The 25,176-nt window shown below is 47.2% G+C and carries 21 protein-coding genes; 4 read left to right on the top strand and 17 right to left on the bottom strand.

Annotated elements, in window-relative coordinates:
- Nucleotides 1–16: 16 nt before the first annotated feature.
- From B5F91_RS04120 to trmB, 3 genes are all read right to left on the bottom strand, one after another.
- A complete protein-coding gene (locus tag B5F91_RS04120) occupies nt 17–718 on the bottom strand; it encodes a hypothetical protein (RefSeq protein WP_087427851.1) in 702 nt (233 codons plus the stop codon).
- A 199-nt stretch (nt 719–917) separates the two neighbouring features.
- Nucleotides 918–2,018, bottom strand: a complete 1,101-nt coding sequence (locus tag B5F91_RS04115; protein ID WP_087427850.1) for an Mrp/NBP35 family ATP-binding protein — start codon at nt 2,016–2,018, stop codon at nt 918–920.
- 91 nt (nt 2,019–2,109) lie between these two features.
- Entirely contained in the window at nt 2,110–2,868 is a 759-nt protein-coding gene (trmB, locus tag B5F91_RS04110) for a tRNA (guanosine(46)-N7)-methyltransferase TrmB (RefSeq protein ID WP_087427849.1), read from the bottom strand.
- 316 nt (nt 2,869–3,184) lie between these two features.
- Between trmB and B5F91_RS04105 the strand changes: the two genes are divergently transcribed.
- Both B5F91_RS04105 and B5F91_RS04100 read left to right on the top strand, forming a co-directional pair.
- Nucleotides 3,185–3,646, top strand: a complete 462-nt coding sequence (locus tag B5F91_RS04105; protein ID WP_087427848.1) for a hypothetical protein — start codon at nt 3,185–3,187, stop codon at nt 3,644–3,646.
- A 16-nt stretch (nt 3,647–3,662) separates the two neighbouring features.
- Nucleotides 3,663–4,538 (top strand): DNA/RNA non-specific endonuclease, encoded by an 876-nt coding sequence (locus B5F91_RS04100; protein WP_087427847.1) that lies wholly within the window; start codon nt 3,663–3,665, stop codon nt 4,536–4,538.
- A 61-nt stretch (nt 4,539–4,599) separates the two neighbouring features.
- On the opposite strand, the gene B5F91_RS04095 is transcribed toward B5F91_RS04100, so the two are convergent.
- Genes B5F91_RS04095 through B5F91_RS04070 form a run of 6 tightly spaced genes read right to left on the bottom strand, consistent with a single transcriptional unit; the run spans nt 4,600 to nt 14,741 of the window.
- Nucleotides 4,600–6,486: a TlpA disulfide reductase family protein gene (locus B5F91_RS04095; RefSeq protein ID WP_087427846.1), complete on the bottom strand. Its 1,887-nt coding sequence runs from the start codon at nt 6,484–6,486 to the stop codon at nt 4,600–4,602.
- 49 nt (nt 6,487–6,535) lie between these two features.
- Nucleotides 6,536–8,875, bottom strand: a complete 2,340-nt coding sequence (locus B5F91_RS04090) for an FtsX-like permease family protein (RefSeq protein WP_087427845.1) — start codon at nt 8,873–8,875, stop codon at nt 6,536–6,538.
- A 28-nt stretch (nt 8,876–8,903) separates the two neighbouring features.
- Nucleotides 8,904–9,578: an ABC transporter ATP-binding protein gene (locus B5F91_RS04085; RefSeq protein WP_087427844.1), complete on the bottom strand. Its 675-nt coding sequence runs from the start codon at nt 9,576–9,578 to the stop codon at nt 8,904–8,906.
- 26 nt (nt 9,579–9,604) lie between these two features.
- The gene (locus B5F91_RS04080) at nt 9,605–11,977 is read right to left on the bottom strand and encodes an FtsX-like permease family protein (RefSeq protein WP_087427843.1); all 2,373 of its coding nucleotides are present in this window, start codon (nt 11,975–11,977) and stop codon (nt 9,605–9,607) included.
- Between the two features lie 3 nt (nt 11,978–11,980).
- Entirely contained in the window at nt 11,981–13,231 is a 1,251-nt protein-coding gene (locus tag B5F91_RS04075; RefSeq protein ID WP_087427842.1) for an HlyD family efflux transporter periplasmic adaptor subunit, read from the bottom strand.
- Between the two features lie 58 nt (nt 13,232–13,289).
- Entirely contained in the window at nt 13,290–14,741 is a 1,452-nt protein-coding gene (locus B5F91_RS04070; RefSeq protein WP_087427940.1) for a TolC family protein, read from the bottom strand.
- Between the two features lie 186 nt (nt 14,742–14,927).
- On the opposite strand from B5F91_RS04070, the gene B5F91_RS04065 reads away from it, so the two are divergent.
- Both B5F91_RS04065 and B5F91_RS04060 read left to right on the top strand, forming a co-directional pair.
- Nucleotides 14,928–16,295: a sigma-54 dependent transcriptional regulator gene (locus tag B5F91_RS04065; protein ID WP_087427841.1), complete on the top strand. Its 1,368-nt coding sequence runs from the start codon at nt 14,928–14,930 to the stop codon at nt 16,293–16,295.
- A 3-nt stretch (nt 16,296–16,298) separates the two neighbouring features.
- On the top strand, nt 16,299–17,567 hold the full coding sequence (locus B5F91_RS04060) for a HAMP domain-containing sensor histidine kinase (RefSeq protein ID WP_087427840.1): 1,269 nt from the start codon (nt 16,299–16,301) through the stop codon (nt 17,565–17,567).
- On the opposite strand, the gene B5F91_RS04055 is transcribed toward B5F91_RS04060, so the two are convergent.
- From B5F91_RS04055 to def, 8 genes are all read right to left on the bottom strand, one after another.
- The gene (locus B5F91_RS04055; protein WP_087427839.1) at nt 17,545–18,306 is read right to left on the bottom strand and encodes an EFR1 family ferrodoxin; all 762 of its coding nucleotides are present in this window, start codon (nt 18,304–18,306) and stop codon (nt 17,545–17,547) included. The two genes, B5F91_RS04060 and B5F91_RS04055, sit on opposite strands and share 23 nt — an antisense overlap.
- Nucleotides 18,307–18,329: 23 nt before the next feature.
- Complete coding sequence (locus B5F91_RS15155) at nt 18,330–18,506, bottom strand: hypothetical protein (RefSeq protein ID WP_158099890.1); 177 nt, start codon at nt 18,504–18,506, stop codon at nt 18,330–18,332.
- Between the two features lie 538 nt (nt 18,507–19,044).
- Nucleotides 19,045–19,395, bottom strand: a complete 351-nt coding sequence (gene rplT, locus B5F91_RS04050; RefSeq protein ID WP_087427838.1) for a 50S ribosomal protein L20 — start codon at nt 19,393–19,395, stop codon at nt 19,045–19,047.
- A gap of 112 nt (nt 19,396–19,507) precedes the next feature.
- Entirely contained in the window at nt 19,508–19,705 is a 198-nt protein-coding gene (gene rpmI / locus B5F91_RS04045; RefSeq protein WP_087427837.1) for a 50S ribosomal protein L35, read from the bottom strand.
- Nucleotides 19,706–19,773: 68 nt separating this feature from the next.
- Nucleotides 19,774–20,379 (bottom strand): translation initiation factor IF-3, encoded by a 606-nt coding sequence (gene infC, locus B5F91_RS04040; RefSeq protein WP_087427836.1) that lies wholly within the window; start codon nt 20,377–20,379, stop codon nt 19,774–19,776.
- Nucleotides 20,380–20,482: 103 nt separating this feature from the next.
- Nucleotides 20,483–22,426 (bottom strand): threonine--tRNA ligase, encoded by a 1,944-nt coding sequence (gene thrS, locus B5F91_RS04035; protein ID WP_087427835.1) that lies wholly within the window; start codon nt 22,424–22,426, stop codon nt 20,483–20,485.
- A 183-nt stretch (nt 22,427–22,609) separates the two neighbouring features.
- Nucleotides 22,610–24,616 carry a tetratricopeptide repeat protein gene (locus B5F91_RS04030; RefSeq protein ID WP_087427834.1) on the bottom strand — a complete coding sequence of 669 codons (2,007 nt, stop codon included), beginning with the start codon at nt 24,614–24,616 and terminating at the stop codon, nt 22,610–22,612.
- Complete coding sequence (def, locus tag B5F91_RS04025) at nt 24,613–25,167, bottom strand: peptide deformylase (RefSeq protein WP_087427833.1); 555 nt, start codon at nt 25,165–25,167, stop codon at nt 24,613–24,615. The genes B5F91_RS04030 and def overlap by 4 nt, the downstream gene beginning before the upstream one ends.
- Nucleotides 25,168–25,176: the final 9 nt, after the last annotated feature.

Raw genomic sequence — 25,176 nt, 5'->3', positions numbered from 1 at the left:
TTCCATTTCTTATTATCTATCCTATCAGCTCCAGCAATTTCTTTTCGGGCGCATTGGGAAACAAACCGTGCAGGTGTGCGTATATCTTCCGGTACGACTCTTCGGGCGTGCATCCCGCATCCTGCCTTCCGTAAAGCGCTTCGGGCGTAGTATAGCGCGCCACACCCCAGCCGTAAGGCCTGCCATGGCGGTCGATGTTATACTCGAAATCAGAAATGACGATGTGCATCCCCATCATCAGACGGGTCAGTATCGGGTCGAGCGAAACCTTTCCTTCGCCTTGCATCGTGTCCACCAAGTCGGTCTTCCGCCGATGTCCCCGCCCCTTGGCAAAGCCCAACAGGCAGCGCAATTCTTTCACGGTCACGCTCCCTTCTCCCCATACGATCTGAAGCACCACCTCATCCAACGCCTGTGTATCTTCATCCTTCGCATACCGGCGCGAACGTCGCCAGTTCATCAGGTGGGGCAACCATTCGAGGCTGACATATCCCGCCTTCTTATTATAGAGCTTGCCGTAGGCACAATGTCCCTCACGGATGACCGGACCTTTCCATTCCCACGGTCCTTCTTCCTCATCCGAGAACCAATACTCCCATGCCGTCCGCTCCTCGATGGAGAAACCGGGAATGCCGCACCGGAAGAACGGCAGGAAGCCCAACTCCAGCACCTGACGTTCCATATCTTCAGCCGAACGTATCTTGTCTTCGTCGCGCATACTTTATCATCAGTTTTTAAAACGCAGATTAACGCAGATTTTCGCAGATAAATTAGCTTATACTATGCATTTGTCCACCACAGAGGTCACAGAGTAACACAGAGGTTATTATTTTAAATTAAAAGACTCTGTGTGCCTCTGTGTCCTCGGTGGTGACAATCTGCGTGAATCTGCGGAAATCTGCGTTTCAACTAAACATTCACTTATGTGTTTCCACAATCTTCGTAGGAGCCAGCTCGGCATTGCGTTTCTCGGTCTGAGCCACCACATTGCGAGCCAAGTCCATAAACGCCTGACCGGTTACCGAATCCTCGTCCAACGCTACGGGCGTACCCTTGTCGCCGTTCTCGCAAATGCTTTGGACGATAGGGATTTGTCCCAACAGAGGCACGTTCAGTTCTTCTGCCAACCGCTTCGTGCCTTCCTTGCCAAACAGATAATACTTGTTCTCCGGAAGCTCGGCGGGCGTGAACCACGACATGTTTTCCACCAATCCAAGGATGGGCACATTCACCTTATCATTCATATACATATTGATTCCCTTGCGCGCATCAGCCAATGCCACTTCTTGCGGCGTGCTCACGATGACCGCTCCCGTAATAGCCAAGGTCTGCAACAAAGTAAGGTGAATGTCGCTCGTGCCCGGAGGCGTGTCAAGGATAAAATAATCCAACTCGCCCCAATTGGCATCGCCCACCAATTGCTTCAAGGCATTGCTCGCCATTCCCCCGCGCCAAAGAGTGGCTTGGTCGGGATTGACAAAGAAACCGATAGACAAGAGCTTGATGCCGTATTTCTCTATCGGGACAATCAGGTCGCGCCCCTCGACGGTTTCGGCATACGGACGCGCGTCTTCCACCTGGAACATTTTCGGCACCGAAGGACCGAAGATGTCGGCATCCAGCAAGCCTACTTTATAGCCTAACTTCGAGAGAGCCACCGCCAAATTGGCAGCAATGGTAGACTTACCCACACCGCCTTTGCCCGACGATACGGCTATCACGTTCTTCACCTGCGGAAGCATCTTGCCCGGCTCGGGACGCGCCGCCTGACGGCTCTCGGTGGCAATGCTCACCTCCACGTCTTTCGATACATACGTATGAATAGCGGTCTCAGCCGATTTCACTACCGATTTCATAAACGGGTCGGTCGGTTTCTCGAAGATAAGCGAGAAGCTGACCTTCATCCCGTCGATACGCATATTGTCCGCCACCATTTCGGCTTCGACAATATTCTTCCCGTTTCCGGGATAACGCACCGTTGCCAGCGCGTCTAAAATCAATTTTGGATAAAGAGTCATAGTTCTTTTTATTTATTCATACACCACAGATTACACAGATTAAAATAATTAATTTTTAAAATCTGTGTAATCTGTGGTGAAAAAATCCATATCACTTGCTTGTTTTCAGCCCGCTCCGTTTGCTCCGGTTATAGCTGCGGTAATCGTCCAGTTCGATTTCCACGTCCGGCTCTATCAGTTCGCCTTCCTGAGGCAGGCGGAAGCGGATGTACTTGATGTTCAGGCCGCGGTCCAGCCATTGTTGCTCATAATAGGTACGGATGCGCAGGATATCGTCGTCCAAGCCCGAATGATACAAATCATCGGTGATGAACTCCACCGGAAAATGGTTTGCCTCTATCATGCACCGGGTATAAGTGAACATAAAGTTACTGTCCGTCTTCAGGTGCACCAGCCCGCCGGGCACAAGGAACTTGCGGTAACGCTCCATGAAGTAAGTCGAAGTAAGCCGCTTGGTCACCTTCTTCATCTGCGGGTCGGAGAAAGTCAGCCAAATTTCGCTTACCTCTCCCGGAGCGAAGAAACGGTCGATGATTTCGATGTTCGTGCGCAGAAACGCCACGTTCGCCAATCCCTCTTCATGAGCCTGCTTGGCTCCCGTCCACATACGCGCTCCCTTGATGTCCACTCCGATAAAGTTCTTCTCCGGATAGCGGCGTGCCAGCCCCACGGTATATTCACCTCTCCCGCACCCCAATTCCAAAACAATCGGATGACCGTTCTTGAAGAAATCGCGGTTCCAGTTCCCTTTCATCTCGCAAGGCGCGTCCGCCACCTGCGAGTACGGATATTCGAATACGTGCGGATATTCCGCCATGTCGGCAAATTTCGCTAATTTTCCTTTTCCCATTACTATCAACAATTAACTTATGATGGGAACAAAAGTACTGTTTTTCGGCGGAATGAACAAACGAAACATTTGATAAAGCTTACAAATGAAACAAATTTTCTAAAGAAAAAAACACATACGGCTGCATCGGGCTACGAAGCAGGCTTCATCAGCCAACGAAGCCGTATGCATCAGCCTACGAAGCCTGCTTCGTTTAAACTCCTACCCAATTCCTTCTTTCTGCCCTTCTGAAAAGGTTTGCATCTTTTTAACCTTCCCTATTGCAAGAAACAAAAATTCGGTGTAACTTGCCGCCCATTTACAAAAAACTTTTAATATGGAACAACAACCTCTACTAAACGAACACAACAAACAGGAATATCCGCCCATGCATACATGCGAGCATATTGTCAACCGCACCATGGTCAATTTATTCGGATGCGGACGGGCTGTTTCGGCACACATTGAACGCAAGAAAAGCAAACTGGACTTTCAGCTTCCCCAAGCCCCGGAAACAGAAGACATCACCCGCATTGAAAACACGGTAAATGAAGTCATCGCACAGCACCTGCCCGTTACGACCGAATTTATCACCCAACAAGAAGCATTGGGACGTTTCGACCTGAAGCGTCTGCCCGAAAATGCTTCAGATACAGTACGAGTAGTCAAAGTAGGTGATTATGACGAATGCCTCTGCATCGGGAAACATGTTGAAAACACATCCGAAATAGGCACATTCAAGATTATCAGTTCGGATTACAAAGACGGAATTTTCCGAATGCGGTTTAAATTGATTTAAATTTCAACATCCCATTATGACGAGAAAGAAAAAGAAAACCACAGGTTCCTTACGCGGATTTGCCCTTCTCCTGATTCTGATAGCTGCAGCACTATTCCTCTATCAGCATCAAGAAGGAAAGTCATTGGTAAACAATACCCTAAATGAAATAAAGGGAACAATAAGCAATGTTTCTGAAAGTTCGGAAACACAAGTGCCAGCCACTAAATTGGAAATCCCCGTCAGCATCCGGGAACGAAAAGAAATCAAACTGCAACGCACCGCTTTCACCTTATCTTATAACAATTATTATAAAACCCCGAACTGGGTAGCTTGGGAACTGACACGTGAGGAAACGGAAGGTACGGAAAGCCGAAAAAGCAAGTTCGAACCGGACCCCGACCTGCCCGAACCACGTGTAGAGCATAGCGACTATACCAACTCCGGATATGACCGCGGGCACATGGCACCTGCTGCCGACATGAAATGGAGCGAAAAAGCCATGGAAGAATCTTTTTACATGAGCAACATCTGTCCGCAAAACCGAAAACTGAATCGGGATGACTGGGGAGACTTGGAAGAAAAATGCCGCGCATGGGCAGAGAAATACGGACGTATCTATATCGCCTGCGGACCGATTTACGACAAGAAGTCTCCCAAACGAATCGGGGAACACAAGGTAGCCGTGCCCGACCGTTTCTTTAAAGTAGTGCTCATCTACAACCGGAAGAACCCCATCGCCATGGGATTCCTTTTCGAGAATAAAGCACATCACCAAGATTTGCGGAACTATATGGTCAGTGTAGACCAGATAGAAGAAACTACGGGGCTGGATTTCTTCTCCAAGCTGCCCGATGATGTGGAAAACCGCATCGAAGCGATAGTGCCGGAAATGCCAACGGACAAACACTGATTTTCAAAAGAGGATTATCCGCCCAACCAATTGGATAATCCTCTTTTCTACAAGCAATTATTTACCGGGCTATTTTCTCTTGCAAGGTCTTCACCAATAAGTTATGGTCGCGCAAGTCGTTACGCAAGCTGTACGAACCGTCCTTATCCACCAAGACATAAGAAGGAATGCCGTCTATCTTAAACTTCTTGCTAAGATACTCCCATTGCTTATCATTCAAGCGGAAATGCTTGCCTTTGATGTCGGGAATCATGGTTTGATATTTCACGAGAGGCGATGTTTCGTTAGCAAGGTAAATCCATACCAAATCATCGCTCTTCAATTCCGTATCTTTCAACGGCTCGGTAGCCTTGATAGACATACGGCAAGGACCGCACCACGTATTCCAAAAGTCCACAAACACCACCTTGCCTTTATAGGGAGCGATGATGGCATCAAACAACTTCTCAACTGGAACATCGGGAGTCTGCTCAACAACCGCCTTATCCTTTACAGCCTCTAATTTGGCTATGGTTTCCTGCTGCATCGCCCTCAAGGCATCTGCATAAAACGAATCATCTTCCGGACCGAATACTTTCAAATCAGCTTCGGTCAACGTTCCCGCCTGTGCCTTTGCTATAAGAGGTACAAACTTCCGCAACGAAGGAATCAGCCCAGTCTGGATACCTGTAGCTTTTATCCAAGCCTCATCCGCATACGCCACACTGCCGATATAATCAAAGCTTCGCACCCCCAACAACAGTTGCGGGTCGTTTATATCGAATAGTTTGGTGAGTTCTGTCAAACTTTCCGGCTTCATCGGGTCAATGCCTTTCACCGGATTCCGGCGATCCCAATCATTGTGCAAATACCGGTAATTGTATTCACGCCCGTAATCTCCATTCATCATAGCCATAACCGCTTCGTCTTTCAAGGACAGCAACATCTGTTCTTTCATCAAAGGCGGAAGGCTATCTGCCACAATACTATCCGACAACTCCTTATACCGGTTTACGACATACGTTTCATATTCTTTCGCACTCATCTTATAATCCCCAAACTTGCCGCTATAAAGATCCATCGACCATGTGGCCCAATCGGTCCGGCTATTAATCAGGTTGTTGAGATTGGCATACGTGCCATTTGTGTACAACTTACGAAACGGCTGCATCTTCTGCTCTTTGCGGCGTGCCACAATCTGCTGCCCGCTGAATCGGCTGTCTATATAAACCGTGACGTGCTCGCCGGGCGCAAGCAATACCGAGCCTGCCGAACCTGCCATCGGGAAAAACGCTTCAGCCGTACCGTATTGCTGGAACTTAAAAGTAGCTACTCCCGTTTCGAGGTCGATGGGGGCGGTATATTCCTCTTGCCCTCCGGCCAACGTGTTGACATACAGATTCTGTTCCTTTCCCAGTTCTTCCCGATGATGAAGCAAATGGACTTCAACAGTCGTTTCACCGCTCTTGAAAATCGGTTCGGGCATCGGTGCATCTTCATCTATGCTCAATGCTTCGGCGGGTATGCCTTCAGGTACATCATAATCCTTCTTCCCGGTCAGGTCTATGCCGAACAGCTTGAAGCAGTCCGCACAATCCGATTCGATAAAATCAAAAGACTTTGTCCGCTTAGGCAACGGTTGGAAAGAAAGCACAAACGAAGCCTCTCCCGATTCAGGCATCCAAAAGAGTGAGTCGGGCGTAATGCCTTGCGCACTGGTCAACGCATATTTCTCTCCACCGGCACGAAGATACGTTTTAGAATCAATGCGAATCCAATTATGTGGCCTGAAATACGCATCCACATGCAACACCGTAGCGGTGTCGGTCAATTCCACTTTCGAAACATCCAGCGTCATGCTGTTAGAACTCTCAATCAGCGGATTCTCCACGACCTTAGGTCCCGTAGAACAAGCCGCCAGCATCAAGGCTGATAAAACCGATGCAACAAATGTACAGTTAAATTTCATAATCTGTTTCTTTTATTAAACGATGCAACAAATATAGCAATATAATTGATTATTCCCGCTTAATGACCTCAGCTGGATTCATTTTCGCAACCTTATAGCCGCTTAGCCATACGGTAAGGAAAGTGATTCCAGCTGTAATTACCAACGGTATCAGAAAATGTGAAACGGAAATAGGGGCATAATAACGGAAATGCTCCAGCCACGGCATCATGCAAACATATACCAAAGGCACAGCTATCAGAAAAGCTATTGTCAACCCCACTGCATACGAACGGGATAATGTCCACTGTATGTGCCCAAAAGAAGCTCCATGAATCTTCCGCAAGGCAATTTCCCGCTGACGCAGACGGACTGTATAACGTACCAAGCTGAACAAACCGGAAAATGTCAGCAACAGGCTGATTGCCGCATACAAAGACAATACATCTGTCAACATCACGACATCCCGGTTGGCTTCTTCCAATATAGCCCCTATATCCTGATACACAAATGCCCGGTTCGGATAAACTTCCTCCCACTTCCGTTTCAGATGCTTCAAAACTTCCGCTTTCCTATCTTCCTCTACCCTCATCGAAAGTGTCTGGATATCGGCAGACGATACATCGTTCAGGCGGATGAACAACGGCCAAACCGATTCAGATAACGACCTTTTCCTAAAATCACGCACTACACCTACGATGGTCCGGTCCTTGAACAACGGCTCATCAGGAAGGTATTTGGACACCTGTTCACCAATCGGATTGATGCCATCAGGAACAAACTTCTTCACAAATGTTTCGTTCACCACAACGGGATAGGCGGCAGCAGGAAGCAAACGAGCGGTCTGTACCGAATCTATCAGTTCCAGCCGATAAAAGTCCAAAAAGTCTTTCCGACACGAAACCATATCTATCCAAACAATATCTTCCGGATTTCCCGATTCGCCGAGAATGGCCATTGATTCTTCAAAAAGACCAGCCTCGGATAAAGTCACATCCTCTACTCCTGGCCAATGCCTTGCTTCTTCCATCCACGAAACAACAGGAGGTCCCCAATCTTTTTCCGTATATACATCAATCACACCTTCAAACCGCATGTTGTCTTTCTTTATCAGTTCCAACTGGCTATGGATAATCAAAAATACGCTGAATAATACCAAAGTCACGACAAACTGCCCTCCCTGAAAACCAGACACAAGCAGACGCCTAACCTTCCCCTGATAAAACCAACGATATTCGCTTTCGGTAAGCGACTGCAACTTCCGGCTGATGAAACAAGCCGGAACCACCGCAAGAACAATGCCTCCCAACAACAACCAAGGCAATACCTGATAAGACAATACGTATTCCATCGTCAACTCGACATCCATCAACCGGTTGAACAAAGGCAGCAGGTCATTCATCAGCAAAAAAGAACAAATGAACGCCAGCCCAATCATCAGGCACGTATCTAAAAACAACTGGCGATAAATGTCTTTCCGCGACGCACCGGCAAAAACCTCAATATGCAACATACGCATCCGGTCCAACAAACGGGTAAGCCCTAAATTGAGGTAATTGAAACAAGCGACTAACAATACAAGCAATGCCACGACTCCTCCAATAACCAGAATGACAAGCGAACGATGCCGCAAAACAAGGTCCTGCACACTGGTATCAAAATAAGACTCGTGTAAAGTTTGTGTATCCAAATGACCTTTACCCAATACCGTAGGAAGAAGAGTTTCCGCAAACTTCTGCCGGAATTTATCCAAGTCCGTCCCTTCACGCAACTTGATGAAACAAGCTTCTCCGTCATCAGAACCTGCCGACAGACTCAAAGCACCTACAGACAATAAAGCCTGCGCCGGATTGCGGAACACCATTTTTACAACCATTGAACGAACATCCCCGTCAACAGTCATGGCCAAAGATTCGCCCAAACAATCCGAAGAACCAAATATCCGAAACGCCGTCTTTTCTTCCAAAGCAAGCGCATCCGGCTGTACCTGTACTTCCTGCCAACTGCCTTGCACTGCCTCTAAAGGAAAGAAGTCAAGAAACGTTGAATCCGCTAACATAAACCGGTCTATTGAAAACGTCTCATCCCGACATACAACCGAAACATTACTACGTTGCGCCACACGGGTAGAAGTTTCTATTTCGGGAAAAGCGGACACGATTTGCGGCACATCCGGTCCATATATAAAAGTTGTCTCCGCCTGTTTCCCCATTGACACCTGTTGAGTCAAACGCAAGATACGTTCCCCTTCAGGAATCGCTTTATCGGCATGGTATTCATGCAAAACAAAAGCCCCCAACAAAGAAACACACAGAATGCCAATGACCAAGCTGCCCCATGCCACTACGGTAAACAACTTGTTGCGCCACCAGCCTCGTACAATCAATCGCAATAACTGATAATAAGACATAAAAATCAACGAATCAATGAAACCACAATCACAATGCCACTTCCGTCACCACCTGACCGTCGAACAAGTTAATGACACGACTGGCATAACCTGCATCGTGTTGCGAGTGGGTCACCATCACAATAGTAGTGCCTTCCTTATTCAAATCGGTCAAGAGGCTCATCACTTCCTTTCCGTTCTTCGAATCCAGGTTACCGGTCGGCTCGTCAGCAAGTATCATCTTCGGATTGGAAACTACCGCACGGGCTATCGCCACACGCTGCTGCTGACCTCCCGAAAGCTGTTGCGGGAAATGTTTCGAGCGGTGAGCTATTGCCATCCGTTCCATGGCTTCCTCTACCTTGCGCTTACGTTCGGCAGCCGGAACGCCCATATAAAGCAAAGGCAGTTCGATGTTCTCGTACACATTCAGTTCGTCTATCAGATTGAAACTCTGAAATACAAAACCAATGACTCCCTTGCGGATAGACGTGCGTTGCGACTCGGTATACTTCGAAACTTCTATCCCATTCAGATAATACTCGCCGCCCGTAGGATTGTCGAGCAATCCCAAGATGTTCAGCAACGTAGACTTGCCACATCCCGAAGGACCCATAATAGCGACAAACTCGCCTTCCTTCACTTCAATGCTTACATTGTTCAAAGCCCAGGTCTCCACCTCGTCGGTACGGAAAACCTTTTGTAAATTTACTGTCTTAATCATATTCTTGTTTTTAATAAATGCTTATTTTATTCCGCCTTCATCACATCCGCCGGATTGATGCGGGCTGCTTTGTTCACCTGCCACCAAAGGGTGCCCAAAGAAATCAACGCAACCAATAACAAGGCAATGATGAATATCCACGGGCTAAGCGGAGCTTTCAATACAAAATCTTCGGTATATTTGTAGAGTATCATCCAAGCTAACGGAACAGCCACTGCAAACGATACCAACAAAACTTTCAAGTATCTGCCACCCAGCAGCCAATAAAGGTCGCGCAGCGTTGCACCGTTCACCTTGCGGATAGCAATTTCGCGGTACCGCCTACGGATATCGAAAAGCGAAATACCGAACAGCCCCATGCACGACACCACGATGGCAATAAAGGCGAATACCGAATAGACCGTAGCTATCTTGCGGTCGTGGGCGTATTGGGCTTTCACCACATCCGAGAGCCAATCGTATTCGAACTCTTCGGTGCCGTAAATTTCTTTCACCGTCTTACGGAGGTAGTCCAACAATTCCTTTTCCTTGCCCGGCTGCACGGCGATGGAAAGCTTATCACTTTCGTATCCTCCACTTATGATATAAACAATGGGCTGTACGCCATCGGTCAACTTACCGAAATAACAATCGGCTATTACCGCTACGACGGGCATCAATTCCAATCCACCCTTTTTTACACTACCATCAGCTCCAAAAAACATCCATATAGGAGACTCAGCCCTGATAAACGCTTCTTCCCTATCGGCATAACCAAATATTTTCATAGCTTCCTCGTTCAATGCTATCTCGCTATGAGTTACGTCATGTATCTCATCCGGCAAAGTGCCATCAAGTACCTTCAATCCGTAAAAATTAAAAAAAGCGGCAGGAACAAACAATGCCTTCACCGATACCTTCTTATCCTTCTCATTGAAAAAGTTCACTTGAAATTCGGAAGTGATTTCATCAAACGAACTGCATATCCATGAATCAATATACGGACATTCGTCCAATGCTTTCCGAATCCTTTCGATACGTTCGTTACGTGTTTTCCTCTGCTCGTCCGTATATCTATTATTCCAGTTTTCTTTCTGCAAATCAGCTTCTAATATCCTTTCCGTACGGAACCCCGGAGGCGTATTGATAAGGAAATCGAAATGACGGCTGAAATAAACCGACAAGACCACAAGTACCACCGTAAAGACATACTGGACACCCAGCAACACCGCACGTGAAGCTACGGAATAACGTACTAACACATTGCGCATGGAAATAACAGGCGAACGATAACCATACTTGATGTAAGGATAAACCGAAGTGAGCAAAGGCAAGACTATCAGAATGCCTAACGACAACCAGCCGTCGAATGGTGTATAATCAATCTGCTCGCCCAACAAACGCTCTACCGGAACCGACGTAACCTCTATCAGCACCCATGCCACGAAGAGTGAGGCAAAGACCAGCACGAAGTTTTCCAGCCAGATTTCCACGAATAGTGAAGAACGCCCCAGTCCCAACACTTTCTTGATGCCATATTCGTGCGAACGCTTCATCAGCATCACCATATAGAGGTTAATAAAGTTCAGGATGCCTACCGCCAACAACAAGATTATCACTCCTGATAAAATCAGCAAGTAAGACCTGTCGCCGTGGTTCATCAACGATTTTTCCGCGATAATGGAAGAGTCGAAATAAAACTGTTTCCAAGGGATAAACCGATAGCGCATAGGACCGGAATATTCCGTATCGCGATAAATGCCGCTCACCTTGTTTATCGCATTCAAATCGGTACCCGGCAATACACGGACCATTTCGATATTCATCCGGTTCCAATCCTGCAAGCCACGAGAAAGCAACACATCGAATTGCCAAACGGTTTTATTGGAAGGGCTGTCTATCACTCCTTGCACGACTACAGATGTGCCATCATAGACAAGCACTTTACCAAGAGGATTCTCCCGCCCGAACAATTGTTCTGCAAACTTGCGGGTAAGGATAGCTACATGCTCTCCCTGCATCATAGTAGTTCCCACCACTACCGGATAAGTGAAGAAACGGAAGAAAGTAGAATCTACTGCCAATATATCGGCATTGTAAGTGCGGTTCTCATACACAATATGTGTACGCTCATTGGGAACAACCAGACAACGCTCTGTCACCTGTTCGTCGGCAAGATAAACCGAGTCCATATACATTCTGGCACTAGGACACCAATTGCTATAAATGTCTGCCAACGGCACCACCACCGTCTCCGCATCCACACAATTAGCATCCACCGTCAGTTCGCGGTGAATGTAACGAATCAGGATGATGCTGCAAGCCAAGCTGAACGCCAGCCCCAGCAAGTTAATTATCGTGTACGAACGGGCACGCATCAGGAAGCGTACCGCCATTCTCAAATAATAAAGTGTTCTCATAAGCTATTTCAGTATCAATTCTTCTGCGTCGCCAAAGTTATCATATCCTGTCGTAATGACCCAATCTCCGGGCTGCAAACCTTCGGTAATTTCGTATTGGCGCGGATTCTGACGGCTGACCGTAACCGGAACTTTCACCGCACGGGTGCGGTCGGCATTCAGTTTGAATATCCAGTCGCCTCCCGTCTGCTGATAGAAATTGCCACGTGGGATGACCACTGCCTTTTCAGGCTGACCCAACTCTATCTGCACGCGGAAGCTTTTGCCCAAACGTACATTGTCGGGCGTCTCGCCCGTAAAGACCAAATCGACATCAAACGTGCGGTCTTTCACCTCGGGCACCACCTTGCTTACCCGCAACGGATAACGCTTGCCCTGATAAGTGACCGAAGCCGGAAGCCCTGTCGTCACACGGTCGATGTAATACTCGCTGAGCGAAGCGTGTATCTTGAACTGATCCATCACCTTCACTTCGGCTATATTCTCGCCCGAAGCCACTTGCTGTCCGGGAGTTACCTTTACGAAACTCAATTGCCCATCGACCGGCGCACGCACTACCAAGTCTTCCGTCCGGCGCACGGAGCGTTCCCATTTCTTCCGCTCCCGTTCCCGGTCGTTCAGCAATAATTCCTTACGGATAACCGTCATTGCCGAATCGCTTTTCAGGCTTTGCAATTTCAGCCGTGTAGACTCTGTTTTATAACGATATTCATCGGCGGACACTTCCAGCTGCGCCTTGCTGCGGATGCCCATCTTATATTCTTCCTCTTCCAAGGCGAAACTCTTGCGGATTTTGTTCAGTTCGTATTCCGCCTCCAATGCCTGTTGCTTCAGTGTCAATGTCTTCTGCTCCATTTCTATCGCCTTTTCCTCGTAAGAGATGCGTTGCTTCTCCCACTCGTCCCGCTGGTCCTCCAGGTCGCGCATCAAGTCGGGGTTGGTCAAAGTCAGAATCGTGTCGCCCCGCTTCATCAGGCTTCCTTCTTCCGCCACGATGCGCTCCACGTTCCCGCTTTCGCGCACATTGACCATCAGCGTCAATATGGGATGCACCACGCCTTCCACATCCACGTATTCCATAAAATCGTCGTTCTTCACTTCGGCTATCTGCACCGATTCGGTATCTATACGCAACTTCTGCGGTCCGGAAGCAAGCGCAGCCACGTAAACAAGTCCGGCAACCAGCACCGCCCCTGCCGCTATGCGGTAGCGATAACGCACGTACCAGGGCTTTTTCTCTAATTTTATATCCATGTCTTCAGTTAATAGTTAACAGTTAATAATGAACAGCTGGGTCCTCACCACAGATTTCCTATATTTCCGGCAAACTTTCCGCAAGCGGGCAATTGCGCTCGAAATCGTATTGCGTCATGCTGCGCAGGCCGTAATAAAGCGTCCAATACGTCTTCATCGCCTCGATGTGGTTCCGCTTTGCCGTATCTTTCTCGGAGATAGCGGCATTCAAGTCGAGGATGGTGGACTTCCCCATCAGATACAACCGAAGCGCCACCTCGTAACGTCTTCGGGCGGTTTCATCGGTCCGTGCCGCCACTTCCACCTGACGGGCTTGCAGATTGAACTGGCGCACCATTTTCCGCACATTCAGTTCGAAATCGTTCATGCCTTGCTCCGCCTGTGTATTGACCAAATCGATGTTCGATTTTGCCACACGCACCTTTCCGCGCCCACGTCCCCAGTCAAGAATAGGAATCACCAACGAAAGGCTGACATATTGCTGGTCGAGCGGCTCACGCCAAGAATCTTTCAACCTGTCTGCCGTCTGCGACAAACCGAACTGCAAATACAAGTCGGCCTTCAGTCCACGGTTTGCCCGCGCCTGCGCCAACTGGCTCTTGCTTTCCAGCTTCAGCCTGCGATACATATCCGGTTCGGGGCTATGCAGGTATGCCTCTTCCAGCGCGCGTCCTAACGGCACCTCGAAACGGGGAACCTGACCGCCCGTAATGACCTCTACTTCCGTTTCTTCACGGATGCCCAAAAACGAACGGAAAGTCAGCATGGCATCCTCCACTTCTATCCGCGCCTTCATCATGTTGGTTTCCTCGTTCAGCTTGTTCACTTCCAACTGCAACATTTCGTTTTCGGTAATGCTACCTATATTATACCGTCCGCGGGCATAGCGGTAAAGGGTGTCCGCCGATGCATAATTCGATTGCGCGATATCCAGGTTCGCCTGTGCGGTAGCCAATTCAAAAAACAGCTCGCACGTCTTCGAAGCAATAAGTTCTAACGTCTCGGCATACGATTTCTTCGCTTCCCGGAAACGCACCGGCTCGATGCGGCGGTCCCACTTCAAGGAATTATAGCCGAAAAGCGATTGCTGGTAGCCGATGGTCACTGGATTGGTGTTATACGAAGCGATGTGATTTTCCAACTCGTCCATCCGCTGCGAAGAAGTCTGCACGAACAGATTACCTCCCGTAAACCACACGTTTTGACTGACCTGTATTCCCAAATCGGTAATCAACTGGTTCTGGCGCAAGAACTGTTCCGTTCCGTCGGGCTGCGTCACCCGGTTGATTTGCCTGTTCAGGTAAGGAGAAGAAACCAAGTTCACTTCCGGCAAATAGTTCGCCCGAAAAGAACGGTAACTCCAATACGCTGCCCGATAGGTATGGGCAGCCGCCTGAGCTTCGGGCGAATGCACCTGTGCCATTCCGATGGCTTCGTCCAACGTCAGCTTTTCGGCATGAGCAGCCCCAAAGGCAGCAACAATAACCATCAACAAACAAAATTTTCTCATAAAATACATTTATTACACCCTTGATGAATCAAATTCCGTGCCACACAAACAATCACCTGTTTCCTAACCAATTAACCAATCAAGCCGCGCTCCATGCCTGTGCGAAATCACACAAAAATCGTGCAAAAACGCACATACAGCACACGCTAAAAATGCGTATCTTTGTCCGCAAGACAACAAACACGTATGGAAGAAAAAGGAAAAATACTGATTATAGACGATAACGAAGACGTGCTCTTCGCGCTCAACCTGCTGTTAGAGCCTTATATGGAAAAGATAAAAGTAACTACCCAACCGTCGCGCATCGAACATTTCATGACGACTTTCCACCCCGATGTCATCCTGCTCGACATGAACTTCCGGCGCGATGCCATCAGCGGACAAGAAGGCTTCGACTGCCTGAGCCGGATTCTGCAAACCGACCCGCAAGCGGTAGTCGTCTTCATGACCGCCTACGCCGATACCGACAAAGCGGTGAAAGCCATTAAGGAAGGAGCGACCGATTTCGTTTCGAAACCTTGGGAGAAAGAAAAACTGCTCGCCACCCTCTCATCGGCACTGAAACTAAGCCGCTCGCGCAAGGAAGTAGGAAAACTGCAAACCCAAATGCTCGCCTTAAAAGCCGACGAGCAACTGCCCGAACTTATCGGCTCCTCTCCTGCCATGCAAAAGGTGAAAGAAACCATTTTCAAACTCTCGGACACCGATGCCAACATCTTGGTATTAGGCGAAAACGGTACAGGAAAAGACCTCGTGGCACGGATGCTGAAACATTTCTCACCGCGCCAAGAAGCTCCTCTCGTCACTATCGACTTGGGAAGCATCCCCGAACAACTCTTCGAAAGCGAACTGTTCGGCTACGAAAAAGGAGCCTTTACCGATGCACGCAAATCGAAACCCGGACGCATGGAAATCGCATCGGGCGGCACCCTCTTCCTGGACGAGATAGGCAATCTCACCCTGCCCATGCAAGCCAAACTGTTGACCGCTATCGAGAAACGGCAAATCGTCCGGTTAGGAGCGGTAAATCCTACCCCTATCGACGTACGGCTGATTTGCGCCACCAATGCCGACCTGCACAAACGGGTGGCGGAAGGCAATTTCCGCCAAGACCTGCTTTACCGTATCAATACCATCGAACTGCGCATCCCCCCACTCAGAGAAAGAGGCGAAGACATCCTGCTATTGGCGGAGCACTTCCTTGCCAAATACAACCGTAAATACCGCAAAGAAGCCAAAGGGCTGACACGGGAAGCGAAAAACAAACTGCTGAAATACAACTGGCCCGGCAACGTGCGCGAATTGCAACACACGTTGGAACGCGCCGTGATTCTGAGCGACAGCAACCTCCTTCGCCCCAACGATTTCTTGTTTCCTACCGCTACGGCAGGAAGTGAAGAGGAAGAAACGCAAGAACTGAATTTAGAGAAGTTAGAACGCAAAGCTATCGAACAAGCCTTGCGAACAAGCAACGGAAACATCAGCCGAGCGGCAGAACTGTTGGGCATCACCCGCTTCGCCTTATATCGGAAAATGGAAAAATTAGATTTATAAACCATGAGAAACTACGCATTTTCACTCATCATACACGTAGCCGGAATCGTAATGCTCGCCGTAGGGGGCGCATTCGCCGTCACACAAAATCTATGGTTTTGCGCCACAGCATGTGGAACAATCATCATCGGTATCTGTATCAGCCTCTACCGCATACAGAGCCGGCAAACCGCCATGATGCAGCGAATCGTGGAATGTATGAAGAATAACGACCTTTCGCAATTGGCTCATGCCCCATTCAAAGACCGCAACATGCAACAATTAGCCGCTGATATGTCGGCTGCTTTAAGAAATATCCACAGCCACTTAGACGAAGAAGAAGCCAAGCACCAATATTATGAAAACCTGCTGAACCAAGTAGACACAGCCGTTATCGTCTGCTATCCCAACGGACAAATCGACTGGATGAACAAAGCGGCACTACAGATGTTGGACAACCGCAACAGGCTGCCTGAAGAAATTCTTTCAGCACTGAAAAACAAACAAGCTGTCGCACAACTGCTGCATTCGCCTGCTCCAACCGAACTTGCCCTATCCGCCACCCAAATCCAAATAAAAGGAAAGACATACTGGCTGGTCAGCCTGAAGAACATCCACACAGTAGTGGAACATACCGAAATGGAAGCCTGGCGAAAACTCATCCGTGTACTGACCCATGAGATTATGAATTCCATTACCCCCATCATCTCATTAGCCGAAACATTAAGCGAACGAAGCGAATCCGACACAGACACCTATGCTTCTAAACAAATGAAGCAAGGACTGCAAATCATCCGGCGCAGAAGCAAGAGCCTGCTGGAATTTGTAGAAAACTACCGGAAACTGACCCGCATTGCTCCGCCTATAAAAACGGATATCCAAGTGAAAGACTTCTTCAAAGACCTGAAACAATTATTCGCCGACCCACGCATCACCTTCAACTGTCCCAATACACCCTTACCTTGGAAAGCCGACAGAGGACAAATGGAACAAGTATTCATCAACTTAATAAAAAACGCGCAAGAAGCCTGCCAAGACAATCCGTCGGCTCTCATCAGCGTATATGCCCACATAGCTGACAAACAATGGAAATTTACCATTACAGACAATGGAGAAGGCATGCTTCCCGAAGTGACCGAACGGATTTTCCTGCCCTTCTTCACCACCAAACCGGAAGGTTCAGGCATCGGACTGGCATTATGCAAACAAATCACCGTATTACACAGCGGGCAAATAACCGTCACCTCAGAACCCGACAAAGGCAGTACGTTTACACTGACTTTTCCAATGTAAACTGTCCCTTCCGTTTAGTCATGCTACCGTATTCGATAGCGTGTTTGGGACAATGGTGGTAACAAGAAAGACACATCGCACAATCCTTTCCCCACAACGGACGTCCTTTCTCTAACCGGATATTCTGCAACGGACAAGCTGTGACACATTTCCCGCACGAAATGCAGGCATCGGTCGCATGAAAACCTTTGGCTGAGGTCATGAAACGATTAAACAACGGGCGGATAAGGTAAGACTTCACCCATGGGAACCCGCCTTCGTTGCAATCTTCTTTTTCTGCACGCCCTGCCACGCAACGGGCTATCTCTTCGATTCTTCCTACAGCCTCACGAAGTTTCTTCTGCTCCTTATCCTTGGGGTCTACATCAAATCCGGGCAAGCACACATAGGTTTCGGGCATAATCACCGAAAAGCCTGCCCGGCATGTCCACCCTTTCTCCTGCACGGCACGCGAAAAAATAGCGGCAGTCTTCCCTGTATCATCTCCGCATGTACATACAAAATATACGTATGCCGGCTTTTCCTCGACTTGCAACTTAGCAAGAATATCTATCACCAATACAGGAGGTCCCCACGCATACACGGGAAAAACAAATCCCAAAGCCTCACCTGCCTTCAAATCGAATAAGGACGGACGAGCAGCCACATCCAATAAAGCATAAACACGCTCATTCAACAACTTAGCCAAAGAATCTGCTACCCAACGGGAATTGCCTGTTCCGGAAAAATACAACAACATGATAAATAGTTAATAGTGAATAATTAATAATGAATAGTCGGTCTGAAAAAGAACAGAAAAAGGAAGAGCCGTACCCGAGGCGTGACGAAACTCCGATAGACAGGATTTGAGTGCCCACCTCCTTTGTAATCCACCGGCATAAATGCTACCCGAAGGCGTGGCCCGCCATTGGAGGATGAAGCGAAGTCTCGGTATTTCATATAATTTGATGAGTTTCCCGATTCTGCAAGTACGGCTCCATTTTTGTATGACAAATATAATGCTTTTATCTGAGTCTGCAAAATATTTCCGTACTTTATTTATCATTTAATCATGTACGGTTAAATAAAAGAGCCGTGTTATTTAAAGGCAGAGACACAAAAGCGCAGAGCAACAATTTTAGAGAAGGTAAAAGACATGGAGAAATTACCCCCACTTATCATGCTGGTTTTATAATCCGCCTTGACAAGAAATTCCCAGCTTTCAATTCTCTATTTTCGAATTAAAGAATAACTGCATCGGAATGACGATTACTAATCGTATCGCGATACGATTAGTAATCGTTCGCCTGTACGATTAGTAATCGTACAAGTGTAGCAACTATATTGCATACAAATACCGGCTATATTTATTCGTTTTTTCAGACGGATATTCTGCCCGTCTGATAAAGCACTATGCTTTTGCTTCTCTGCATTTAATATACAAAAAAGGCAGCCCTTTCGCAAGAGCTGCCTTTTTATGACTTAATTTCTTATTGCATTAAGCGACTTTCACTTTATCAACCACAGCCTTGAATGCTTCGGGATGATTAACGGCTAAGTCAGCCAATACCTTACGGTTGATTTCGATACCTGCTTTGTGCAATGCACCCATCAATTGAGAGTAAGACATGCCTTCCAAACGAGCGGCAGCATTGATACGCTGAATCCACAATGCACGGAAGTTGCGTTTTTTATTCTTACGGTCACGGTATGCGTATGTTAAACCTTTCTCCCACGTATTCTTGGCAACGGTCCAAACATTCTTTCTTGCACCAAAGTAACCTCTAGTTAACTTTAAAATTTTCTTTCTTCTTGCTCTTGAAGCAACGTGATTTACTGATCTTGGCATAGTTTTTTAATTCTTTTTTGAATGTTAGCGCCGATATTTTCCACTCGGACTTAAAGCTAATGCATTCGGTTAATAATTTTAATAATACGTTTACGCTTTTCAATTATAAAGATTAACGCATGCAAAGAAGTTCTTTAACCGAAGCTAAGTTTGCTTTATCTACCAAACCTGCATGGCAAAGGTTTCTTTTTTGCTTTTTCGTCTTCTTAGTCAAAATGTGACTGTGAAAAGCGTGCTTTCTCTTAATTTTACCCGTTCCGGTAAGAGCGAATCTTTTTTTAGAACCGGAGTTAGTCTTTACTTTTGGCATCTTGTTTAATTTTTAATTGATTATTATTAACTGTGGCAACGTACTATACCGGCACGTTACGCACTTTCTCATTCATTTTCAGCTTCGCTTTCTTTCGATGCTTCAGCTTGTTTAGGAGCTTCAGGCTTCGGAACGGCTTTCTTCGGGCTTCCCGCTTTCTTAGGAGCCAATGCAATCGTCATGCGCTTACCTTCCAGCAAGGGCATTTGTTCCACTTTCGCATATTCCTCCAAATCATTGGCAAAACGAAGCAACAACACTTCGCCTTGTTCTTTAAACAAAATGGAACGTCCTTTAAAGAACACGTATGCCTTTACCTTATCGCCCCCTTGTAAAAAGCCAATGGCATGTTTCAGCTTGAAATTATAATCGTGGTCATCGGTCTGAGGTCCGAACCGAATTTCCTTTACATTGACTTTCACTTGCTTTGCTTTCTGTTCCTTGGCACGTTTCTTCAACTGGTAAAGAAACTTAGAATAATCAATAATTCTACAAACGGGAGGAACAGCATTGGGTGAAATTTCTACTAAATCAGCATCATGTTCTTCTGCCATTTTCAAGGCTTGTGCTATCGGATAGACTGCCGATTCAATATCATCTCCTACAATACGGACTTCTTTGGCACGAATCTGTTCGTTGATTCGATGTTGCCCTTTTAAATTGTCATTTTTCATTCAAATACTTGTATTCCTTTGTTTGCTTTTAAATTATATATAGTTATTATTGTTATTCATTTGCATACGAGCCCAAAGAGCACTTTGCAAAACGGTGGCAAAGTTACCACTTATTTATCATATTATGAACTTCTTCTGCAATATTTTTTGCAAATTCTTCGATTTTTACCGTTCCTTTATCGCCTTCACCTTGCTTGCGGACAGAAACTTCGCCGTTTGCGGCTTCTTTTTCGCCCACAATCAACATGTAAGGGATGTGTTTCAATTCAGTATCACGAATCTTGCGTCCGATTTTCTCGTTACGTTCATCCACCAAGGCACGGATATCGTATTTCTTCAATTCCAGACGAACCTGGTTGGCATAATCGTTGAATTTCTCTGAAATCGGGAGAACCGCTACCTGGTCGGGAGTCAGCCACAACGGGAACTTACCTGCCGTATGCTCTATCAATACCGCTACAAAGCGTTCCATAGAACCGAACGGCGCACGGTGAATCATAACCGGACGATGTTTCTGGTTATCAGCACCCATGTATTCCAACTGGAAGCGTTCGGGCAAGTTATAGTCTACCTGAATGGTACCCAACTGCCAACGGCGACCGATAGCGTCTTTTACCATAAAGTCGAGTTTCGGGCCGTAGAAAGCAGCTTCGCCATATTCTACTTTGGCTTTCAATCCTTTTTCTTGGCAAGCCTCTACGATAGCCTGTTCTGCCTTTTCCCAGTTTTCATCGCTACCGATGTATTTCTCACGGTTCACTTTGTCACGTAAAGAAATCTGCGCCTCGAAGTTCTCGAAATTCATCGACTTGAATACAATTGAGATAATATCCATTACCCGCAAGAACTCATCCTTCACTTGGTCGGGACGGCAGAAGATGTGCGCATCATCCTGCGTAAAGCTACGTACACGAGTCAACCCGTGCAATTCACCGCTCTGCTCGTAACGACAAACTGTACCGAATTCGGCTATACGCAAAGGCAGGTCGCGATATGAACGCGGGCTGTTACGATAAATCATACAGTGGTGAGGGCAGTTCATCGGTTTCAGGAAGTATTCTTCCCCTTCTTCCGGTGTATGGATAGGCTGGAACGAATCCTTGCCGTATTTAGCATAGTGACCCGAAGTCACATACAACAATTTATTGCCGATAGGCGGACACATAACTTCCTGATAATCGTAACGTGCCTGAATGCGGCGCAAGAAATCTTGCAGACGGATACGCAACGCAGTACCTTTGGGCAACCACATCGGAAGTCCCTTTCCTACCATGTCCGAGAACATGAACAAGTCCATTTCCTTACCAATCTTACGGTGGTCGCGTTTCTTGGCTTCTTCCAGCATCACCAAGTATTCATCCAACATTTTTTTCTTCGGGAAAGTAATACCGTAGATACGGGTCATCTGCTTGCGGTCTTCCTGTCCTCTCCAATAAGCACCTGCAACCGACAACAGCTTGATAGCCTTGATAGGAGCGGTAGAAGGCAAGTGCGGACCACGGCACAAATCGGTAAACGCACCTTGTGTATAGGTGGTGATATGTCCGTCTTCCAATTCCGAAATCAATTCGCACTTGTACGTTTCGCCTCTTTCGCCAAACTTCTTCAATGCGTCTTCCTTTGAAATGCTTTCACGAACCAACGCTTCCTTACGGGCAGCCAGCTCAACCATCTTCTGTTCGATAGCAGGCAGGTCGCTTTCCTTAATCACTACATCGTCTCCCGGATCTACGTCATAATAGAAACCGTTCTCGATAGCGGGACCGATACCAAACTGGATTCCCGGATAAAGTTCCTGCAAGGCTTCAGCCAACAAGTGTGCACTAGTATGCCAGAAAGCATGTTTGCCTTGTTCATCATCCCATTTATAGAGAACCACACTCGCATCTTCGTTTATGGGTCTCGTCAAATCAATCGTTTCGCCATTCACGCCACAAGCCAACACGTCTTGTGCCAGACGAGAACTGATACTTTCTGCTATCTGCAGACCAGTAACTCCTTCGTTATACTCGCGAACGGAGCCATCAGGAAAAGTTATCTTAATCATAGTCTTTTATGTTAGTCTTTTTATTGAGTCGCAAAAATAAACAAAACTTTTTAATTATCCGTGTATGTGCCTGATTAATTTATCGAACACAGAGACACAGAGGCACAGAGAAAGCACTTATTTGACAAGAGCGTGACAAAAAAATAGCTCTGTGTCTCCGTGCCTCTGTGTTCAATAAAAAAATCACTCTTCCTTCACCGTAGTGAAACGCTTCAGCACGCTATATGCCGAGAAGATTCCCAACTCGCCCGCCTTGCTCAAATCCTGCACGCCTTCATTATTATTACCCAAGAACACATGGGTAAGCCCACGATTGAAATACGCATCCGAGAAGCGCGGGTCAAGCTCGATGGCTTTGTTATAATCCACCAATGCCGCCCGGTAATCCTTCATTACGGCATAGATATTACCTCTATTATAATACGCATACACGAAATCGGGAGCCAACTGGATTACTTTATCCAAATCGTCACGGACTATCGCATAATCCAAGGCACGAACCTGCAACTTCTTGTCTTCGGATTGCTCTATCTCATAACTGGTATTCCGCTTGCGGTATTCCAATTGCTTATAATGAATCATTGCCCGCATGAAATAAGCCGGGAAGAACGATTGGTCTTTTGCAATGGTCCTATCCAAATCTTCCAACGCATTATCGAAATCCTGCACCAAGTAGAAATCAAGCGCACGGGCAAAATAATGCAAAGCATTTTCCGGTTCCTTTACAATCTTCTCGGTTTCGGCATCAATTGATGCGAAATGTTGCTTCACCTGCTCTTCCGTAAGCGACGCTTCATTATTGGTTATCAGCAACGCATGAGGCAAGACATGCCGGTTATTCAAATCATCAATATATTTGGAATAATTGATTTGACGCTTCACCTCTTCCGGACGCTCGTAATAGCTCAGCACAAACATCGGCTGGGGAAGAATGGTGATATTGCGGTCCTGCACCCGTCCACGATAATCGGTTTTATACTTGGATTGTTCTTCCTCATTGTCCGCAACTACGATTTTCCGATAGTTGTTCATGTTTTTGTCCGATTTCTTACGGGTCTTGTCCGCCGATGCGGTCTGGCGCGAAGTCTTTCCGTTCTGCATATCTAACTGAGCTTGCAATACGACCATCTCGTCTTGGCTTGCCCCTTTCAGGTCGCCCACCTTCTTACGCGCTTCTGCCCGGTATTGATACCCAGCCAAGAAATTGGGATATTCTTCCAATACCGAAGTATAATCGCTGATAGCCCCTGCATAATCGCCGGTCTTATCACGGAGCAATCCCCGATTGAAGACCGCCATGAGGTTATCCGGCTCTATCTGAAGCACAAAGTCGAAATCTTCAATTGCCCGGTTATCGTCTCCCACTTGGGCACGGAGCAGGCCCCGGTTGTAATGCCCGATGAAATTACTCTTATCAATATCGAGAGCCAAATCGTAATCGCTCATAGCCCCGCGCAAATTGTTCTGATAATAGCGAGCCAACGCACGGTTGATATACAGACCCGCATTGCGCACCGAAAGGCGTATGGCTTCGGTCAAGTCGCTTTCGGCATCGGCATACTTGCTCCGCTGGAGGAAAATCATTCCCCGTGAAGCCCACGTATCGGCATTATAGCGATCCATTTCAATAGCCCGATCGGCATCAGACATGGCTTGAATCGTATCTTTTTGCTTGAGGGAAACCTCGGTACGCATCAGATACGCATCGATATAGCGGGGCGCAATCCGTATCAAAGTGTCCAAATCGGCTTTCGCCTCCGCATAATCCTCATCACGCATCCGCGACAAAGCCAAATTATGCCATAGGCTGGTATTCTCCGGGTCGAATGTCAAGGCTTTCTCGTAATCCTGTATCGCGCCTTTGTAATTTTCTTGCTGGATACGCGCGATGCCTCTCACCTGATACGTGTTGGGCACATACGGATTGCGCTCAATCGACTCCGTACAATCGGCTTCGGCACCCTGGAAGTCGTCCAAGTTGAGTTTCGCCAATCCCCGATAGAAATAAGGCTCCGCTAAGTAAGGCTTGGCATTGATAACCTGATTGAAATATTGGATGGAAAGGACATAGTCCTCAAAATAAAGCGCGTTTTTCCCGATGGTCATCACCCGGTCTGTATTGATTTGAGCACCGGCTATCATCGGGAAAAACACTCCTATATATAATATGTATAGAAACTTTCGGATCATTTGATAGTTTTCACCTTGTAAGAGCACCGAGCCTTGCCTTTCAGCATGGCATTGAGCTTGCCTTTAATCATCTGCTTGCGGAGGGCGGAGAGATGGTCGATAAACATCGTCCCTTCCAAATGGTCGAACTCGTGTTGCATGACACGTGCCAAATAGCCCTCTACCCACTCATCGTGCGGATTCATTTCCTCGTCGAGGTAAGTCACATGTACTTTATCGGGACGCTTCACGCTCTCATGAATGCCTGGAAGGCTCAAGCAACCTTCGTCCATCGAAACCAATTCGCCAGCCGTTTCAAGGATATGCGGGTTGATATAAGCACGGCGGAAATCCTTGAATTCAGGAAAATCGTCCGACAATACATCCAGATTAATCACCACCACCCGGATAGGCAAGCCTATCTGAGGAGCCGCAAGCCCCACCCCATCGGCACGGTCCATGGTCTCAAACATGTTCTGAATCAATTCTTTCAAGTTCGGATAATCCGGCGTAATATCTTTCGCTTCCTCACGGAGCACCGGTTGTCCGTATACGTAAATCGGTAAAATCATAATGTATAT

This window comes from Bacteroides sp. An322 (assembly GCF_002161765.1).
Taxonomy (GTDB): Bacteria; Bacteroidota; Bacteroidia; order Bacteroidales; family Bacteroidaceae; genus Phocaeicola; species Phocaeicola merdavium.
This window is presented reverse-complemented; position numbering and strand designations above follow the sequence as displayed.